Raw genomic sequence first — 15,218 nt, forward strand, 5'->3', positions numbered from 1 at the left:
TCTCAGGCGCCGGTCGCCGGGTCCTCGAACCGCGCCTCCGCCTCGAATGCGGCCCGGCGCGTCGCCCTCCGCAGAGCCTTGAGCACCGTCGCGCCGATGGTCAGGGTCAGGACGACCGTCAGCGCCGCCCGGCCGAGGTCCCAGCCGAGGGACGTCGCCGCGCAGTACGCCAGGAAACGCGCCAGATTGTCGTGGACCGGATCGCCCGGATGGAAGGAGACCCCGGAGGAGAGCCCGCCGATATACGTCCACCCCTGGAGGTTCATGACCGTGCCGTACGCGAACGCCGCGAACGCCCCGTACAGCGCGAGCATCAGCAGCTCGCCCCGCCCCCGCAGCCGGCCGGGGCCCGGAAGCAGCCCCGCGCCCATCGTGAACCAGCCCATCGCCAGCATCTGGAACGGCATCCACGGCCCGACCCCGCCCGTCAGCAGCGCGGACGCGAACATCGTGACCGAGCCGAGCACGAAACCGAACCCCGGCCCGAGGACCCGGCCGCTCAGCACCATCAGGAAGAACATCGGCTCAAGTCCCGCCGTACCGGCTCCCAGTGGCCGCAGCGCCGCCCCGACGGCGGCCAGCACCCCCAGCATCGCCACCGCCTTCGCGTCCAGCCCGGAATCGGCGATCGTCGCGACGACGACGCCGACGAGGAGCGGGAGCAGCGCGGCGAAGAGCCAGGGCGCGTCCTGGGAGTGCGCGAGTCCGGACGCGGAGTCGGCGAGCAGCGGCCAGCCGAAGGCGACCACCCCGATCGCGCTGATGAGGGCGAGGGCGCAGACCGCGCGCGGGCCGAGCCGCATGGCGCGAGCCCGGGGGGCCGGCGCCGTCATTCCGTCCCCTCCGGTTCCCGCGCCGGAGCCGTAGCGGCCGTAGCCGCGAGCGCCGTACGTATCTGAGTCACCGTCAGCCACTCCTGCGGGGCCATGACCTTCGCCACCTGTGGCGCGAAGGCCGGCGACGAGACCACCACCCGGGACGTCGGGCCGTCCGCCACGATCTCGCCGTCGGCCAGGATCACCACCCGGTGCGCCAGCTCCGCGGCCAGCTCCACATCGTGGGTCGCCAGAACGATCGCGTGTCCCTCGGCCGCCAGCGCGCGCAGCACCCCGACGAGCCGGGCCTTCGCCGCGTAGTCCAGGCCCCGCGTCGGCTCGTCCAGGAGCAGCAGCGGCGGCCGTCCGGTCAGGACGACCGCGAGGGCCAGCGCCAGCCGCTGCCCCTCGGACAGATCGCGCGGGTGGGTCGCGTCCGCCACCTCGGGCAGCAGCTCATGGACCAGCGCGCGGCAACTGCCGTCCGTCGCGCCCGCGTCGCTGTCCGCCGCCGCGCACTCGGCCGCGACCGTGTCGGCGTACAGCAGATCGCGCGGCTCCTGCGGTACGAGACCGACGTGCCGGATCAGCTCGCCCGGCTGGGTACGGTGCGGGGCGCGGTCCCCGACGAGGACGGATCCGGCGGCCGGGGCGACCATCCCGACGAGGGCGGAGAGCAGCGTGGACTTGCCCGCGCCGTTACGGCCCATCAGCGCGATGGTCTCGCCCGGCGCGACGGTCAGCGACACCTCGCGCAGCGCCTCGGTCCGGCCGCGCCGTACCCCGAGACCGGAAACGACCGCGAGTGGTCCCGTGCGGTCGGGGGCGCCGTCCTTCGCCGTCGTCGCGCGGCGGCGCAGGAGTCTGCCGAGCGGGGTACGGGCGGCCGTCGCCGCCGGGGGCGCGGCCGTCCCCGTACCGTCCACCGGCTCCGGCTCGCGGCCCGCCAGCCGCTCCCGCAGACCCGCCGCCCGGCGCCGCGCGTCCCGTACGGACAGGGGCAGCGGCTGCCAGCCGGTCAGCCGGCCCAGCGCCACCACCGGCGGATACACCGGCGAGACCGCCATGATCCGCTCCGGGTCCCCGACCACCGGGGGCAGTCCGGGGCCCGGCAGCAGGATGACCTGGTCCGCGTACTGCACCACCCGTTCCAGCCGGTGTTCGGCGAGCAGGACCGTCGTACCGAGGTCGTGCACCAGCCGTTGCAGTACGGCGAGGACCTCCTCGGCCGCCGCCGGGTCCAGCGCCGAGGTCGGTTCGTCGAGCACCAGCACCCTGGGGTGCGGGGTCAGTACGGAACCGATCGCGACCCGCTGCCGCTGCCCGCCCGAGAGCGTGGCGATCGGCCGGTCGCGCAGCTCGGCCAGGCCCAGCAGATCGAGCGTCTCCTCGACACGGCGCCGCATCACATCGGGCGCCAGGCCGAGCGACTCCATGCCGTACGCCAGCTCGTCCTCGACGGTGTCGGTGACGAAGTGCGCCAGCGGGTCCTGGCCCACCGTGCCGACCAGATCGGCGAGTTCGCGCGGCTTGTGGGTACGGGTGTCCCGGCCGCCGACGGTCACCCGGCCGCGCAGCAGGCCGCCGGTGAAGTGCGGGACGAGACCGGACACCGTCCCCAGCAAAGTCGACTTGCCGACCCCGGAGGGGCCGACGAGCAGGACGAGTTCGCCCTCGGGCACGGTGAGATCGACCCCGCCGATCGCGGGCGCGGGGGCATCGCCGTACGTCACCGACACCTGCTCGAACCGGATCACGACGCTGTCTTTCTCTGTGAGGGAAGTGCCGCCGGGGACGGGGCGGGTACGGGCGCGACGAACGCGGGCAGCAGTCCGAGCAGCGCCCCCGCCGCCGGCCAGAGCGGCAGCACCGGCGCCTCCAGCGGTACGACCCCGGGATGCAGCGCCGCCGGATCGACGGCGCCCGCCCGGATCATCAGCGCCGCGACGGCCGCGCCCGACCCCGCCACCAGCCAGGCGCGGACGCCCCAGCGGTCGGGGCGGTAGCGGGTACGGACCGAGCGCCGGCCGCCGAGCCGCAGCCCGGCCAGCGCGGCGGCCACCCCGGCGCCCAGCAGCGGCAGCCCGTAGCCCGCGCCCTCGGCGGCGAGCAGCGCGTACGAACCGGCGCAGACGCCCAGCAGCCCGCCGAGCGTGAGCGCGGTGGTGGTGGTGCGTACGGCGCGCGGGACCTCGGCCGTACGTCCGTAGCCGCGGGCGTCCATCGAGGCGGCGACCGCCACCGAACGCTCCAACGCGCCCTCCAGGACCGGCAGTCCGATCTGGAGCACCGCCCGGACCCCGCCGGTGGGCCGGCCGCGCAGCCTGCGGGCGGTGCGCAGCCGCCCGACATCGGCGACCATGTTCGGTGCGAAGGTCATGGCGACGACGACGGCGACCCCGGCCTCGTACAGCGCGCCCGGCAGCGACTTGAGCAGCCGGGCCGGGCTGGCGAGCGCGTTCGCCGCGCCCACGCAGATCAGCAGCGTGGCCAGCTTCGCGCCGTCGTACAGCGAGAAGACCAGCTGCTCGGCCGTCACCCGGCCACCGATCCGTACCCCCGCCGCCCAGTCGGGGAGCGGCACTTCGGGCAGGGTGATCAGGACACGCTCGCCGGGCACCGGCGAGCCGAGGAAGACCGAGAACAGCAGCCTGATGACGATCACCGCCAGCCCCAGCTTGATGAACGCGCCGTACGAACGGGCCCAGGGCGCGTCGGTACGGCGGGCCGCCACCACATAGCCCGCGACCCCGACCAGCAGCCCGAGCAGCAGCGGATTGGTCGTACGGGACGCGGCGACGGCCAGCCCGAGCGCCCACAGCCACCAGGCCCCGGCGTGCAGGGCGTTGGAGCGGTTCGCCTCGGGCGCGCGGAAGGTGGCGGCGCGGTTGACGGCGCGGCTCATCCGCGTTCGCGGCGGGCCCGCCAGAAAGCGGCGGCGGCGAGGACGACCACCGCGGCGATCCCGGTGAAGAGGCCGAAGGACGGACCGTCGCCGTCACTCGTGGTGCGGTGGGCGACCGCGGTCCGGCTGTCGCTGCCGGTCATGCCGCCGGCTGTCAGCTCCGTGGGGTACGCCGGAGGCAGCGTCAGTGTCCCCGTGGGCGGCGGAGTCGGCGTCGGCTCCGCCCCTCCGTCCGCCGCCACCTGCTCGCCGCACCCCGACGCCGGATACCCGGCGATCGCGCAGAGCAGCGCCTCGCTGTTGTAGCGCAGCGGCTTCGCCACCGCCGCGAGCGCCTCCGCGCTCGTCGCGTCCTCGCCCACCCGGGCGCACTCCGCCCGGAGCGCGGGCGGCTTCTCCCCGTCCGGGGCGTCGGCGGACGTTCCGGAATCGATGACGACGGCGATCCGCTTGTGGCCGTCCCTGGCGGGCGTGGCGCCGCAGACCGCCGCGAAGTCCGGTGTCTCGCGCGGCCGGTCCGCGTCCCCGCTGTCCGCGCTCACCGCGAAGCGGAAGCCGTTGACCGCGCCGTCGGCGGGCCGCGCCATGGCCGGGCCCTGGGTGGCGTACGTCCACGTCGCGCCGTCGCTCTCCCAGAACGACCAGTAGCGGTAACCGGCCGCCTGGGACGTCCCCGCCCCTGCGACGACGGCGCCGAGCGCCACAACCACCAGACAGGCGAAGGTGCGTATGAGGGCGGAGGCGCGGGTGCGGATCACGGCCGGGCGGTCTTCCTGCGGATGCTGATCCGGAAGCCGATGTAGCCGGCCACGACCAGCCCCATCACGATGAGCCACAGCACGGCGCGCCCGCCGTCGTCGACGCTCGTGTTCGCCGCGGCGGCCGGCGAGGCCGGTACGGCGATGGTCTTCGGCGCGGGCCCGGTCGCGTTCAGCCGCTCCACGAGATCGATACCGCCGAAGTTGCGCGGATCCGTGTCCGTGGCATGGGCGGCGAGGATCAACTGCGCGTAGGCGGCCGGGCCGTTCTCCTGCGCCCACGCGCCGCTGTTCTGCTTCAGCCACTCCAGCGCCCGGTTGGCCTGGTCCCCGTAACCGGTGGCCGTCAGGGCCAGGACCGCTTCCGCCGTGTTCCCGATGTCGGGCTGGGGCGCGCTGTCGTCGGCGCCGGGCATCGGCGGCAGGTCGAGATGGCCGGTGGCCGCGAGCGCGGAGGCCAGATAGGCGGCGCCGTTACGGGCCGCGCGCTCCGGCGAGAGGTCCGCCGCGGGGACACACTCCGGCGCGGGGCCCGCCTTCACGGGACCGCTCACCAGCCGCTTGCCGACCCCGGCGAGCACGGCCGCCGCGGTGGCGTCGTCGTTGGCGGACAGCTTCCCGGCGGTGTCCGGCTGGTACGCGAAGGCACCGGCGTCCGCGCCCGACGCGGTGGTGCACGGGATCGCGAGACCCACCAGCGCGTCGTAGGCGTTCTTCCCCTCGGGGGACCGTACCGCCGTGGGCCGTACCCCCGCGGCGGTCAGCGCGCCGATCACCAGCGAGGTGGAGTTGGCGTCGCTCGGGGTGCCGGGGGTGTAGCTCCAGCCGCCGTCCTTGTTCTGTACGGACCGCAGCCAGGCGATCGCTCTGTCCATGGCGGGCCGCTGCCCGCCCAGCGTGGAGAGCGCCTGGATGGCCGCGGCGGTGGCGTTGGAGTCGACCATCGTCTTCGCGTCGCAGGGCGTCGCGGGAGCGGGACGGTACGCGGGGAACGCGCCGTTGGCGCACTGCTGGCCCTTCAGCCAGGCCACCGCCTGGTTCGCGGGCCGGACGTGCGCCGCGAACTGGCCCATCATCGCCAGCGACTGCCGCCAGACCCCGTCGTATGTCGGGTCCTTCTCGCCGTACAGACCCGGCGGGATCACGACCGGCGCGGGCTCGGCCGGAGAGGGTTCGGGGGCGGGATCGGCGGACGGGGACGCGCCGGGGGCGGCCGGCACATCGCCCCCCGCGACGGCGGCCGGGGCGAGCGCCACACAGAGCACGGCGGATGCGGCGAGCGCCGCTGCGCAGCGGCGGACGGTGGTCATGGCGGGCGGGGCCTCTCCTGCGGGAGCCGGGCGCGGGCACACCAGCGGCCCCTCCCGGCAACGTATTCCTCGACGATGCCGGCCACCGGCGGCTTCCGATGGCACGAGCCGGTCACGACCGCGTACGGAGCATTCCGGCTCGCCACCGGGAAAGGCGGCTCACGGCTGCGGGTCAGCGCCGGTTTCGCACCGGCTTCCCTCCATACGGGCATGATGACGACTCGCTCACTCTACCGGCCCTGACGCGGCCCGCTCCGGGCGGATGCCCCGGGAGGGGGCCTTCGCGAACGGCCCGCGACGCCGGTACTCTGCCTGCCACGCACTCGGCTGCCGGACCTTCGTACGACTCTCTTCTCCGACAACCAGGTTAAATCCGGCGAACAGTCGGGAAACACTTGCCATTTCCTGGACACGGACTCTTGTTGTCGCTCTATCTACGCGCGTATCTTGAGCCGACTTTCAGGGTTCTCACACTTCGTGCGCTGCTTGTACGACTCGCACGTATCCCACACGTCACATTCGCAAGGAAGAGCTCACCGTGTCCCCATCCATACCCCCGGCCCTGCGTGGCCGGCGTGCCAAGGCGATCGCCGTGGCGCTCCCCGTCGGCCTGGCCGGATCGCTCATCGTGCTTCCGTTCACCGCGCAGGCGACGCCGTCCCCGGACGCCGTCATCTCCGAGGTGTTCGGCGGCGGCGGGAACTCCGGTGCCACCCTCACCAACGACTTCATCGAGCTGGGCAACGCGGGCGACGGTCCCTTCGACCTCACCGGCTGGTCCGTCCAGTACCTGAGCGGCTCGCCCACCTCCACCTCCAAGTGGCAGGTCACCGAGATCAACGGCGCCATCCCCGCGGGTGGCAGCTATCTCATCGAGGAGGCGAAGGGATCCGGCGGCGACACCGCGCTGCCCGCCCCCGACGCGGCCGGCACCATCGCCATGTCGGCGAGCAGCGGCACCATCGCGCTCGTTCGCTCCACCACCCCGCTGACCTGCCTGACCGCGGCGGACTGCGCGGCCGACACCAACGTCAAGGACCTGGTCGGCTTCGGCACCGCCGCCGTCCGGGAGACCTCTCCCGCCACCGGCGCCGACAACACCCACTCGGTGGCCCGCGACGCGGCGCTCACCGACACGGACAACAACTCCGCCGACTTCTCCGGCGCGACGCCGACCCCGCGCAACAGCACGGGCGCGGGCGGCGGTGGCGGCGAGCCGTCCCCCACCCCCTCGCCCACCAACACCACCCCCGGCGAGCTGCGGATCCACGACATCCAGGGCGCCACTCGGATCTCCCCGCAGGCCGGAAAGACCGTCACCAACGTCCCGGGCGTGGTCACCGCGGTCCGCGGCACCGGCTCCTCGCGCGGCTTCTGGATCCAGGACACCGCGCCGGACGACAACCCCGCCACCAGCGAGGGCGTCTTCGTCTTCACCGGCTCCTCCACCCCGCAGGTGAAGGCCGGCGACTCGGTCCTGGTCACCGCCAAGGTCACCGAGTACTACCCGGGCGGCCAGAGCTCGGGCAGCCAGTCCGTCACCGAGCTGACCGGCGCGACCACGGTCGTCCTGTCCTCCGGCAACCCGCTGCCGGCGGCCGAGCTGATCGACGCCACGACGCTGCCCGAGACGTACGCGCCGGACGCGAAGGGGCTCAGCATCGAGTCGCTCCCGCTGAAGCCCGGCAGCTACGCGCTGGACTGGTTCGAGTCCCGTGAGGGCATGCTCGTCCAGATCGGCGACAGCCGGGTGGTGGGTGCCTCCAACGCGTACGGCGAGACGTGGGTCACCACCAAGCCCAAGCAGAACCCGACCCCGCGCGGCGGCACCGTCTACCCCTCGTACGCCGAGGTGAACTCGGGCCGTCTGCTGATCGGTTCGCTGACCGGCGACAAGCCCGCGGCCAATGTGGGCGACACCCTCGCGGGTACGACCACCGGCCCGCTGGACTACGCCAACTACGGTGGGTACGGCCTCCAGGCGACCACCCTGGGCACGGTCAAGTCCGGCGGTCTCAAGCCGGAGGTGGCCACGAAGGGCAAGACCGACGAGCTGTCGGTCGCCACGTACAACGTCGAGAACCTCGACCCGACCGACCCGCAGGCCAAGTTCGACCGGCTCGCCGAGGGCATCGTCAAGAACCTCGCCACGCCGGACATCGTGAGCCTGGAGGAGATCCAGGACAACAACGGCGCCAAGGACGACGGTACGGTCGCCGCGGACAAGACCCTCGCGCAGTTCGTCGCCGCGATCCAGGCGGCGGGCGGCCCGGCGTACGACTGGCGCTCCGTCGACCCGGCGGACAAGGCCGACGGCGGTGAGCCGGGCGGCAACATCCGTAACGTCTTCCTCTTCAACCCGAAGCGCGTCGGCTTCGTGGACCGGCCGGGCGGCGACGCCACCACCGCCACGAAGGTCGTCACCACCGGCAAGAACGGCAAGGACATCACGCTGTCCGTGTCCCCGGGCCGGATCAACCCGACGTCGACCGCCTGGAAGAGCAGCCGCAAGCCGCTGGTCGGGGAGTTCACCTTCCGCGGCGAGCAGGTCTTCGTGGTCGGCAACCACTTCAACTCCAAGGGCGGCGACCAGCCGACGCACGGCGCCTTCCAGCCGCCGACCCTCGGCTCCGAGACCCAGCGGCTGACCCAGGCGAAGGAGGTCCACGACTTCGTCGCCGACCTGCTCGCCAAGGACAAGCAGGCCAAGGTCGTCGTCCTCGGTGACCTGAACGACTACCAGTTCTCCAAGCCGGTCACCACCCTCACCCAGGGCAAGATCCTCACCGACCTGATGGACGCGCTGCCGAAGAACGAGCGCTACAGCTACGTCTACGACGGCAACTCGCAGACGCTGGACCACATCCTGGTCAGCCCCGCCATCAAGAAGCCCGCGTACGACGTGGTGCACATCAACGCGGAGTTCGCCGACCAGGCGAGCGACCACGACCCGCAGGTCGTCCGCATCAAGTGAGCCGTTTTCCGGGCTTAACCGCACCGTGGCGTGTACGCATCTCGCGTACACGCCACGGCCGCGTTCGGATCGCCGTCAGACCGTCTTCGGACCACCGCTCTCAGAGAGCGTCGGTGTAGAGGAGACGGTTGGGGGAGCCGGCGCTGATGGGGAACACCACGTCCTTGGTGCTCTGCGCGGTGAGCCAGTTCGCCACCTCCTTCGGGGTGGCGGACGGGTCCCACTCCTTGTAGAGGGCCGCGACCCCGGCGACATGGGGGCTGGCCATGGAGGTGCCGTTCAGCGCGACGGAGCCGCCGCCGAGCCTGGCGGAGACGATGGCGACGCCCGGGGCGTATGTCTCCAGACAGGTGCCGCGGTTGCTGAACCGGGCCTCCTGGTCCTCGCGGTCGGTCGCGCCGACGGTGTAGACGCTCTCGGCACCCGCGGGGGAGATGGTGCAGGCGTCCACCGCGTCATTGCCGGCCGCGACGACGGGCAGCACGCCCTGGGCCGCGACGGCGTTGACCGCCCTGTCGACCGCGCTGGACGAGGGGCCGCCGAGGGAGGCGTTGAGGACCGCGGGCTGTCTGGCGTTCTTGGCCACCCAGTCGAAGCCCGCGATGACCCCGGCCCAGGTGCCGCTGCCCTTGCAGTCGAGCGTACGGACGGCGACGAGGGAGGCGGCGCGGGCCACGCCATAGGTCGCGCCGCCCGTGGTGCCCGCGACATGGGTGCCGTGGCCGTTGCAGTCCTGGCCCATGCGTCCGTCGGAGATGGCGTCGAAGCCGACGGTGGCGCGACCGCCGAACTCGCTGTGGGCGGTCTCGATTCCGGTGTCGACGATGTACGCCGTGACGCCCTTGCCGGTGCCGTTCACCGTGAACCGGCCGTCGAGCGGCAGTCGGCGCTGGTCGATCCGGTCCAGTCCCCAGCTCTGCGCCGGTACCCGGGCCTGCGCCTGTTCCGACTGCGCCTGTTCCGACGCCGCCTGCTCGGCCCGCCACTGTCCGGGCCGGGTCGATGTCGGGTTGACGGTGACCCTGCTGTTCTCCTCGATGGCCCGGACGGCCGGGAGCGCGCGCACCTGGGACAGCTGGGTCGCGGAGAAGGTGGCGGTGAATCCGTGCAGGACCTTCTCGTAGGTGAACAGCGGGCTGAGACCGAACTGCCGCAGGACGGTGGCCGGCGAGAACCCGGGCTTGAGGGTGACGATGTACTGGCCGGGGACCGCGTTGGAGGAACGCTCGACCGGGACGAGGTTCTCCCGGGGGTCGGCCGTGGCGTCGGTGCCGCTGGTGCCGCTGATCAGGGGGGCGAGCAGCAGAACGGCGGCGGATGCCCAGCGCGCGCTGAGACGCATACATGCTCCTTGGATGACGGGAATCGATCGCGGTCGGCGTGGACCCGCGAGGTATGAACACCCGTCCTTCGTCCACAACACGCGCGCTGCTTGAGCGATGACCACCGGATGGAGCAACAGGCCCGGCGGGTGCCGTCAGACCGTCAGACCGTCAGACCGTCAGGTCGATCAGCCGGCAGACCGTCTCGATGTCCGACTTCACCTGCGCGATGGTGGCCCGGCCCGAGAGCCAGGTGATCAGGGCCGCGTGCCAGGTGTGTTCCACGACGCGTACGGCGGAGAGCTGCTCGGGCGTGGGGCCCTGCGGACCGATGGACGGGCCGATCGCGTCGAGGATGATCGCGGTCGTCCGCCCGATGACCCGGTCCACCTCGTCGCGTACCCCACGGTCCGCGAAGGTCAGCGCCCGTACCATCGCGTCGGCCAGATACGGATCCCGCTGGAGCGCCCGGAAGGCCCGCAGCAGCGTCTCGGCCACCCGCTCGGCCGGACTGTCGCTCGCGGGCGGCCGCTTGCGCAGCGTGGTGTGCAGATGCTCCAGCTGATCCTGCATCGTCGCGACCAGCAGATGCACCTTCGAGGGGAAGTACCGGTAGAGAGTCCCGAGGGCGACCCCGGCCTCCTCGGCGACCTCACGCATCTGTACGGCGTCGAAACCGCCCCGGCAGGCCAGCAGGGTGGTGGCGTCCAGGATCCGGCGGCGCCGGGCCTCCTGGCGGCGCGTCAGCGGGGGTGACGCCGGTCTGACTTCCGCTGCCATCTGTCCCACTCCACTGAACGCGTCTGAATGTTTGGCCGCCTCGGGACCGCACAGCATGGCAGACACCCGCCGTGGCACGAATCACCTGCTCCGGCGGATGCCGCGACGCTACCTGCCGGTAGATTCGAAGCCGTGGACGAACAACTCTGAAACTTGTTCTAGATTGTGGACAGCGGTTACGCTCCGGCGAAAACGCGGAGAGCGCAGTGAGAAGGGGGCCGAGAGTGACCGCTGAGGCCATGGCGGCGGGCACGGGAACGGGGCCCCTCCGTATCGCCCTTCTCAGCTACAAGGGAAACCCGTTCTGCGGCGGCCAGGGCGTCTACGTCCGCCACCTGTCCCGTGAACTCGCCCGCCTCGGACACCGCGTCGAGGTCATCGGCGCCCAGCCCTACCCCGTACTCGACGAGGGCATACCGCTCACCGAGCTGCCGAGCCTCGACCTCTACCGGCAGCCCGATCCGTTCCGTACGCCGAAGCGCGACGAGTTCCGCGACTGGATCGACGGCCTCGAAGTCGCGACGATGTGGACCGGCGGTTTCCCGGAGCCGCTGACGTTCTCGCTCCGGGCCCGGCGCCATCTGGCCGCCCGCGCAGGGCAGTTCGATGTCGTCCACGACAATCAGACGCTCGGATACGGCCTCCTCGGCGACCTGGGCGCCCCGCTCGTCACCACCATCCACCACCCCATCACCGTCGACCGGCGGCTGGATCTGGACGCGGCCGAGAACTGGCGGCGCCGGGCCTCCGTACGCCGCTGGTACGGCTTCACCCGCATGCAGAAGCGCGTCGCGCGGCGGCTGCCCTCGGTGCTCACCGTCTCCGGCTCCTCCAAGCAGGAGATCACCGACCATCTCGGGGTACGGGCCGACCGTATCGAGGTCGTTCATATCGGCGCGGACACGGAGCTGTTCTCGCCGGACCCGGCCGTGCCCGAGATCCCGGGCCGGATCGTCACGACCTCCAGCGCGGACGTTCCCCTCAAGGGCCTCATCCATCTCATCGAGGCCCTCGCCAAGCTCCGCACCGAACACCCCGGCGCCCACTTGGTCGTGGTCGGCAGACGGGCCGAGGACGGCCCGGTGGCGCAGGCCATCGAACGGTACGGACTCGAAGGCGCCGTCGAGTTCGTCAAGGGCGTCTCCGACGCCGAGCTGGTCGATCTGGTGCGCGGCGCGCGGATCGCGTGCGTGCCGTCCCTGTACGAGGGGTTCTCGCTGCCCGCCGCCGAGGCGATGGCCACCGGAACCCCGCTCGTCGCCACCACCGGGGGCGCGATCCCCGAGGTCGCGGGCGTGGACGGCGAGACCTGTCTGGCCGTGCCCCCGGGCGACGCGGGCGCGCTGGCCCTCGCCCTCGGCCGGCTGCTGGACGACCCGCAACTGCGCGCCAGGCTGGGCGCGGCGGGCCGCGAGCGGGTGCTGGAACGCTTCACCTGGGCCAGGGCCGCGCAGGGCACGGCCGAGCTGTACCGCGCGGCGATCGCCCGCTCCGCGAAAGCAGGTGCCGCGAAAGCCGGCCCGTCGAACGCCCGCTCCTCGAACGTCCGCCCCTCCGACCGCGAAAGCAGGACGACCCTGTGCTGACCGTGGACTTCACCCGCTTCCCGCTCGCCGCGGGTGACCGTGTGCTCGATCTGGGGTGCGGCGCGGGCCGGCACGCCTTCGAGTGCTACCGGCGCGGCGCCCAGGTCGTGGCCCTCGACCGGAACGGCGAGGAGATCCGCGAGGTCGCCAAGTGGTTCGCCGCGATGAAGGAGGCGGGGGAGGCCCCGGAGGGCGCCACCGCCACCGCGATGGAGGGCGACGCGCTCAACCTGCCCTTCCCCGACGCGTCGTTCGACGTCGTCATCATCTCCGAGGTCATGGAGCACATCCCGGACGACAAGGGCGTCCTGGCGGAGATGGTGCGCGTGCTGCGTCCCGGCGGCCGGATCGCGGTGACCGTGCCCCGGTACGGCCCGGAGAAGGTGTGCTGGGCGCTCTCGGACGCGTACCACGAGGTCGAGGGCGGCCATATCCGTATCTACAAGGCCGATGAACTGCTCGGCAGGATGCGGGAGGCCGGGCTCAAGCCGTACGGCACGCACCACGCGCACGCGCTGCACGCGCCGTACTGGTGGCTCAAGTGCGCGTTCGGTGTCGACAACGACAAGGCGCTGCCCGTCCGCGCGTACCACAAGCTGCTGGTCTGGGACATCATGAAGAAGCCCCTCGCGACCCGGCTCACCGAACAGCTGCTCAACCCCGTCGTGGGAAAGAGCTTCGTGGCCTACGCGACGAAGCCGCACCTGCCGGCCGCGTCCGCGACGGCCGCCAAGTGACCTTGGCCGGCCGTGGCCCCGACGCCACGGAACATCTCGTCCTGCCCGGAGTCCTCACCGCCGAGCAGGCCGCCGAGACGGTCGCGGGCATCCTGGCGGCGCAGCGTCCGGACGGCGCGATTCCCTGGTTCCGCGGACACCATCTCGACCCCTGGGACCACACCGAGGCGGCCATGGCGCTGGACGCCGCGGACGAACCCGAGGCGGCGGCGCGGGCGTACGAGTGGCTGGCCAGGAACCAGAACGAGGACGGCTCCTGGTACGCGTCGTACACCGACGGCACGCCCCACACCGACACCGCGGCCATGCCGCCCGGCGACCGCGGCCGCGAGACCAACTTCTGCGCGTACGTCGCCGTCGGCATCTGGCACCACTATCTGGCCACCGGCGACGACGCGTTCCTCGACCGGATGTGGCCCGTCGTCCACGCGGCCATCGAGTTCGTCCTCGCACTCCAGCAGCCCGGCGGCCAGATCGGCTGGAAGCGCGAGGCGGACGGCACGGCCGTCAACGACGCGCTGCTGACCGGGTGTTCGTCCGTGCACCAGGCGCTGCGCTGCGCGCTCGCGATCGCCGAGGAGCGGGAAGAGCCGCAGCCCGACTGGGAGTTGGCGGCCGGCGCGCTGCGGCACGCGATACGCGACCACCCCGAGCGGTTCCTCGACAAGAGCGCCTACTCGATGGACTGGTACTACCCCGTGCTCGGCGGCGCGGTGACGGGAGCGCGGGCCACGGCGCGGATAGCGGCGGAGTGGGACCGCTTCGTCGTACCGGGCCTGGGCGTGCGCTGTGTACTGCCCAACCCCTGGGTGACCGGCGGCGAGAGCTGTGAACTCGCCCTGGCGCTCTGGGTGATGGGGGAGTCCGACCGGGCGCTTGAGGTCCTCCAGTCCATTCAGCATCTGCGCGCCGACGGCGGGATGTACTGGACGGGGTACGTGTTCGAGGGCCATCGGGCCTACTGGCCGGAGGAGCTCACCACCTGGACGGCGGGGTCGCTGCTGCTGGCGGTGGCCGCCCTGGGAGGGGACGAGGCGACCACCGCGGTGTTCAGCGGCGAACGGCTGCCGCTCGGCCTGGAGCCGGACTGCTGCCGCTGACCCGGAGGAAACCGGCTGGCCGCCGGTGACCGGGCTGCTTAGGGTGCGCCGTATGACGCTTCTGGGGTACGACCGGTACTGCGACGAGATCACCGCACAGACCGACCTGCTGCGGGCGGTGATCGCCGGCGCCGCTCTCTCCGCGCCGGTGCCGAGCTGCCCGGAGTGGACGCTCGGACAGCTCGCGCGTCATGTGGGCGGAGCCCACCGCTGGGTCGAGGCGATCGTACGGACCCGGGCGGAGCGGGACATTCCCGAGGAGCAGGTTCCCGACGCCGGGGGTCCCGCCGGTGACGACCCGGCCGCGCTGGACGCGTGGCTCGCGGAGGGCGCGGCGAAGCTGGTCGGCGCCCTGCGGGCGGCCGGGCCAGGCACCGGAGTGTGGAGCTGGGGGTGGGAGCGGACGACCGGTTTCTGGGCGCGCCGGATGACCCACGAGACGGTGGTCCACCGGGCGGACGCGGCGCTGGCCGTCGGGGTCCCGTTCGAGGTCGCGCCGGACGTCGCGGCGGACACGATCGACGAACTGCTCCAGTGCGTGGGCTTCGCCGCGGCCTCCGGGGATCCCGAGGCCGCCGAGCTGCGCGGCCCCGGACGCACCCTGCACTTCCATGCCACGGACGCCCCGAGGGGAGTGGACGCCGAGTGGCTGATCGAGTTCGGGGAAGAGGGCTTCGGCTGGCGGCGCGGGCACGAGAAGGCGACGGTCGCGGTGCGCGGCCCGCTCACCGACGTGTTGCGGGTCGTCTACCGGCGGCTGCCCGCGGACAGCGACCGGGTCGAGGTGCTGGGCGACGCGAAGCTGCTGGACTTCTGGCTGGCGCGCACCTCGTTCGGCTGACCGGCGGGCGTGGGACACGGCCGCGCAGGGCCACGGCAGTGGTACGACGACGGCCCCCCGCTTTCCGGCGGGGGGCCGTCGTCGTACCGC

The 15,218-nt window shown here is 72.6% G+C and carries 12 protein-coding genes and 1 riboswitch; of the genes, 5 read left to right on the forward strand and 7 right to left on the reverse strand.

From position 1 onward, the window contains the following. Positions 1-2: 2 nt before the first annotated feature. Genes IF11_RS0117900 through IF11_RS0117920 form a run of 5 tightly spaced genes read right to left on the reverse strand, consistent with a single transcriptional unit; the run spans position 3 to position 5,788 of the window. A complete protein-coding gene (locus IF11_RS0117900) occupies positions 3-833 on the reverse strand; it encodes an ECF transporter S component (RefSeq protein ID WP_030352620.1) in 831 nt (276 codons plus the stop codon). Continuing rightward, positions 830-2,572 carry an ABC transporter ATP-binding protein gene (locus IF11_RS0117905; RefSeq protein ID WP_051746023.1) on the reverse strand — a complete coding sequence of 581 codons (1,743 nt, stop codon included), beginning with the start codon at positions 2,570-2,572 and terminating at the stop codon, positions 830-832. The genes IF11_RS0117900 and IF11_RS0117905 overlap by 4 nt, the downstream gene beginning before the upstream one ends. Further along, positions 2,569-3,720, reverse strand: coding sequence for an energy-coupling factor transporter transmembrane component T (locus IF11_RS0117910; protein WP_051746024.1), 1,152 nt, complete (start codon positions 3,718-3,720; stop codon positions 2,569-2,571). The genes IF11_RS0117905 and IF11_RS0117910 overlap by 4 nt, the downstream gene beginning before the upstream one ends. After that, complete coding sequence (locus IF11_RS0117915) at positions 3,717-4,478, reverse strand: SCO2322 family protein (RefSeq protein ID WP_051746025.1); 762 nt, start codon at positions 4,476-4,478, stop codon at positions 3,717-3,719. The genes IF11_RS0117910 and IF11_RS0117915 overlap by 4 nt, the downstream gene beginning before the upstream one ends. Continuing rightward, entirely contained in the window at positions 4,475-5,788 is a 1,314-nt protein-coding gene (locus IF11_RS0117920; protein WP_030352624.1) for an SCO2321 family membrane protein, read from the reverse strand. Before IF11_RS0117920 ends, IF11_RS0117915 begins: the two co-directional genes overlap by 4 nt. 129 nt (positions 5,789-5,917) lie before the next feature. Next, positions 5,918-5,986: riboswitch (cobalamin riboswitch) on the reverse strand. A 340-nt stretch (positions 5,987-6,326) separates the two neighbouring features. Between IF11_RS0117920 and IF11_RS0117925 the strand changes: the two genes are divergently transcribed. Continuing rightward, positions 6,327-8,762, forward strand: coding sequence for a lamin tail domain-containing protein (locus tag IF11_RS0117925; protein WP_078490749.1), 2,436 nt, complete (start codon positions 6,327-6,329; stop codon positions 8,760-8,762). A gap of 100 nt (positions 8,763-8,862) precedes the next feature. On the opposite strand, the gene IF11_RS0117930 is transcribed toward IF11_RS0117925, so the two are convergent. Next, positions 8,863-10,104 (reverse strand): S8 family peptidase, encoded by a 1,242-nt coding sequence (locus IF11_RS0117930; protein WP_030352626.1) that lies wholly within the window; start codon positions 10,102-10,104, stop codon positions 8,863-8,865. 151 nt (positions 10,105-10,255) lie between these two features. After that, on the reverse strand, positions 10,256-10,864 hold the full coding sequence (locus tag IF11_RS0117935; RefSeq protein ID WP_030352627.1) for a TetR family transcriptional regulator: 609 nt from the start codon (positions 10,862-10,864) through the stop codon (positions 10,256-10,258). Positions 10,865-11,088: 224 nt separating this feature from the next. On the opposite strand from IF11_RS0117935, the gene IF11_RS0117940 reads away from it, so the two are divergent. Genes IF11_RS0117940 through IF11_RS0117955 form a run of 4 tightly spaced genes read left to right on the forward strand, consistent with a single transcriptional unit; the run spans position 11,089 to position 15,128 of the window. Continuing rightward, positions 11,089-12,450: a glycosyltransferase family 4 protein gene (locus tag IF11_RS0117940; protein WP_037727999.1), complete on the forward strand. Its 1,362-nt coding sequence runs from the start codon at positions 11,089-11,091 to the stop codon at positions 12,448-12,450. Then, on the forward strand, positions 12,444-13,187 hold the full coding sequence (locus IF11_RS0117945) for a class I SAM-dependent methyltransferase (RefSeq protein ID WP_030352629.1): 744 nt from the start codon (positions 12,444-12,446) through the stop codon (positions 13,185-13,187). Before IF11_RS0117940 ends, IF11_RS0117945 begins: the two co-directional genes overlap by 7 nt. A gap of 2 nt (positions 13,188-13,189) precedes the next feature. Beyond that, complete coding sequence (locus tag IF11_RS0117950) at positions 13,190-14,287, forward strand: prenyltransferase/squalene oxidase repeat-containing protein (RefSeq protein WP_106979201.1); 1,098 nt, start codon at positions 13,190-13,192, stop codon at positions 14,285-14,287. Between the two features lie 52 nt (positions 14,288-14,339). After that, the gene (locus tag IF11_RS0117955) at positions 14,340-15,128 is read left to right on the forward strand and encodes a maleylpyruvate isomerase family mycothiol-dependent enzyme (protein WP_030352631.1); all 789 of its coding nucleotides are present in this window, start codon (positions 14,340-14,342) and stop codon (positions 15,126-15,128) included. Positions 15,129-15,218: the final 90 nt, after the last annotated feature.

Origin of the sequence: Streptomyces scopuliridis RB72 (assembly GCF_000718095.1) — a bacterium.
Classification (GTDB): domain Bacteria; phylum Actinomycetota; class Actinomycetes; order Streptomycetales; family Streptomycetaceae; genus Streptomyces; species Streptomyces scopuliridis.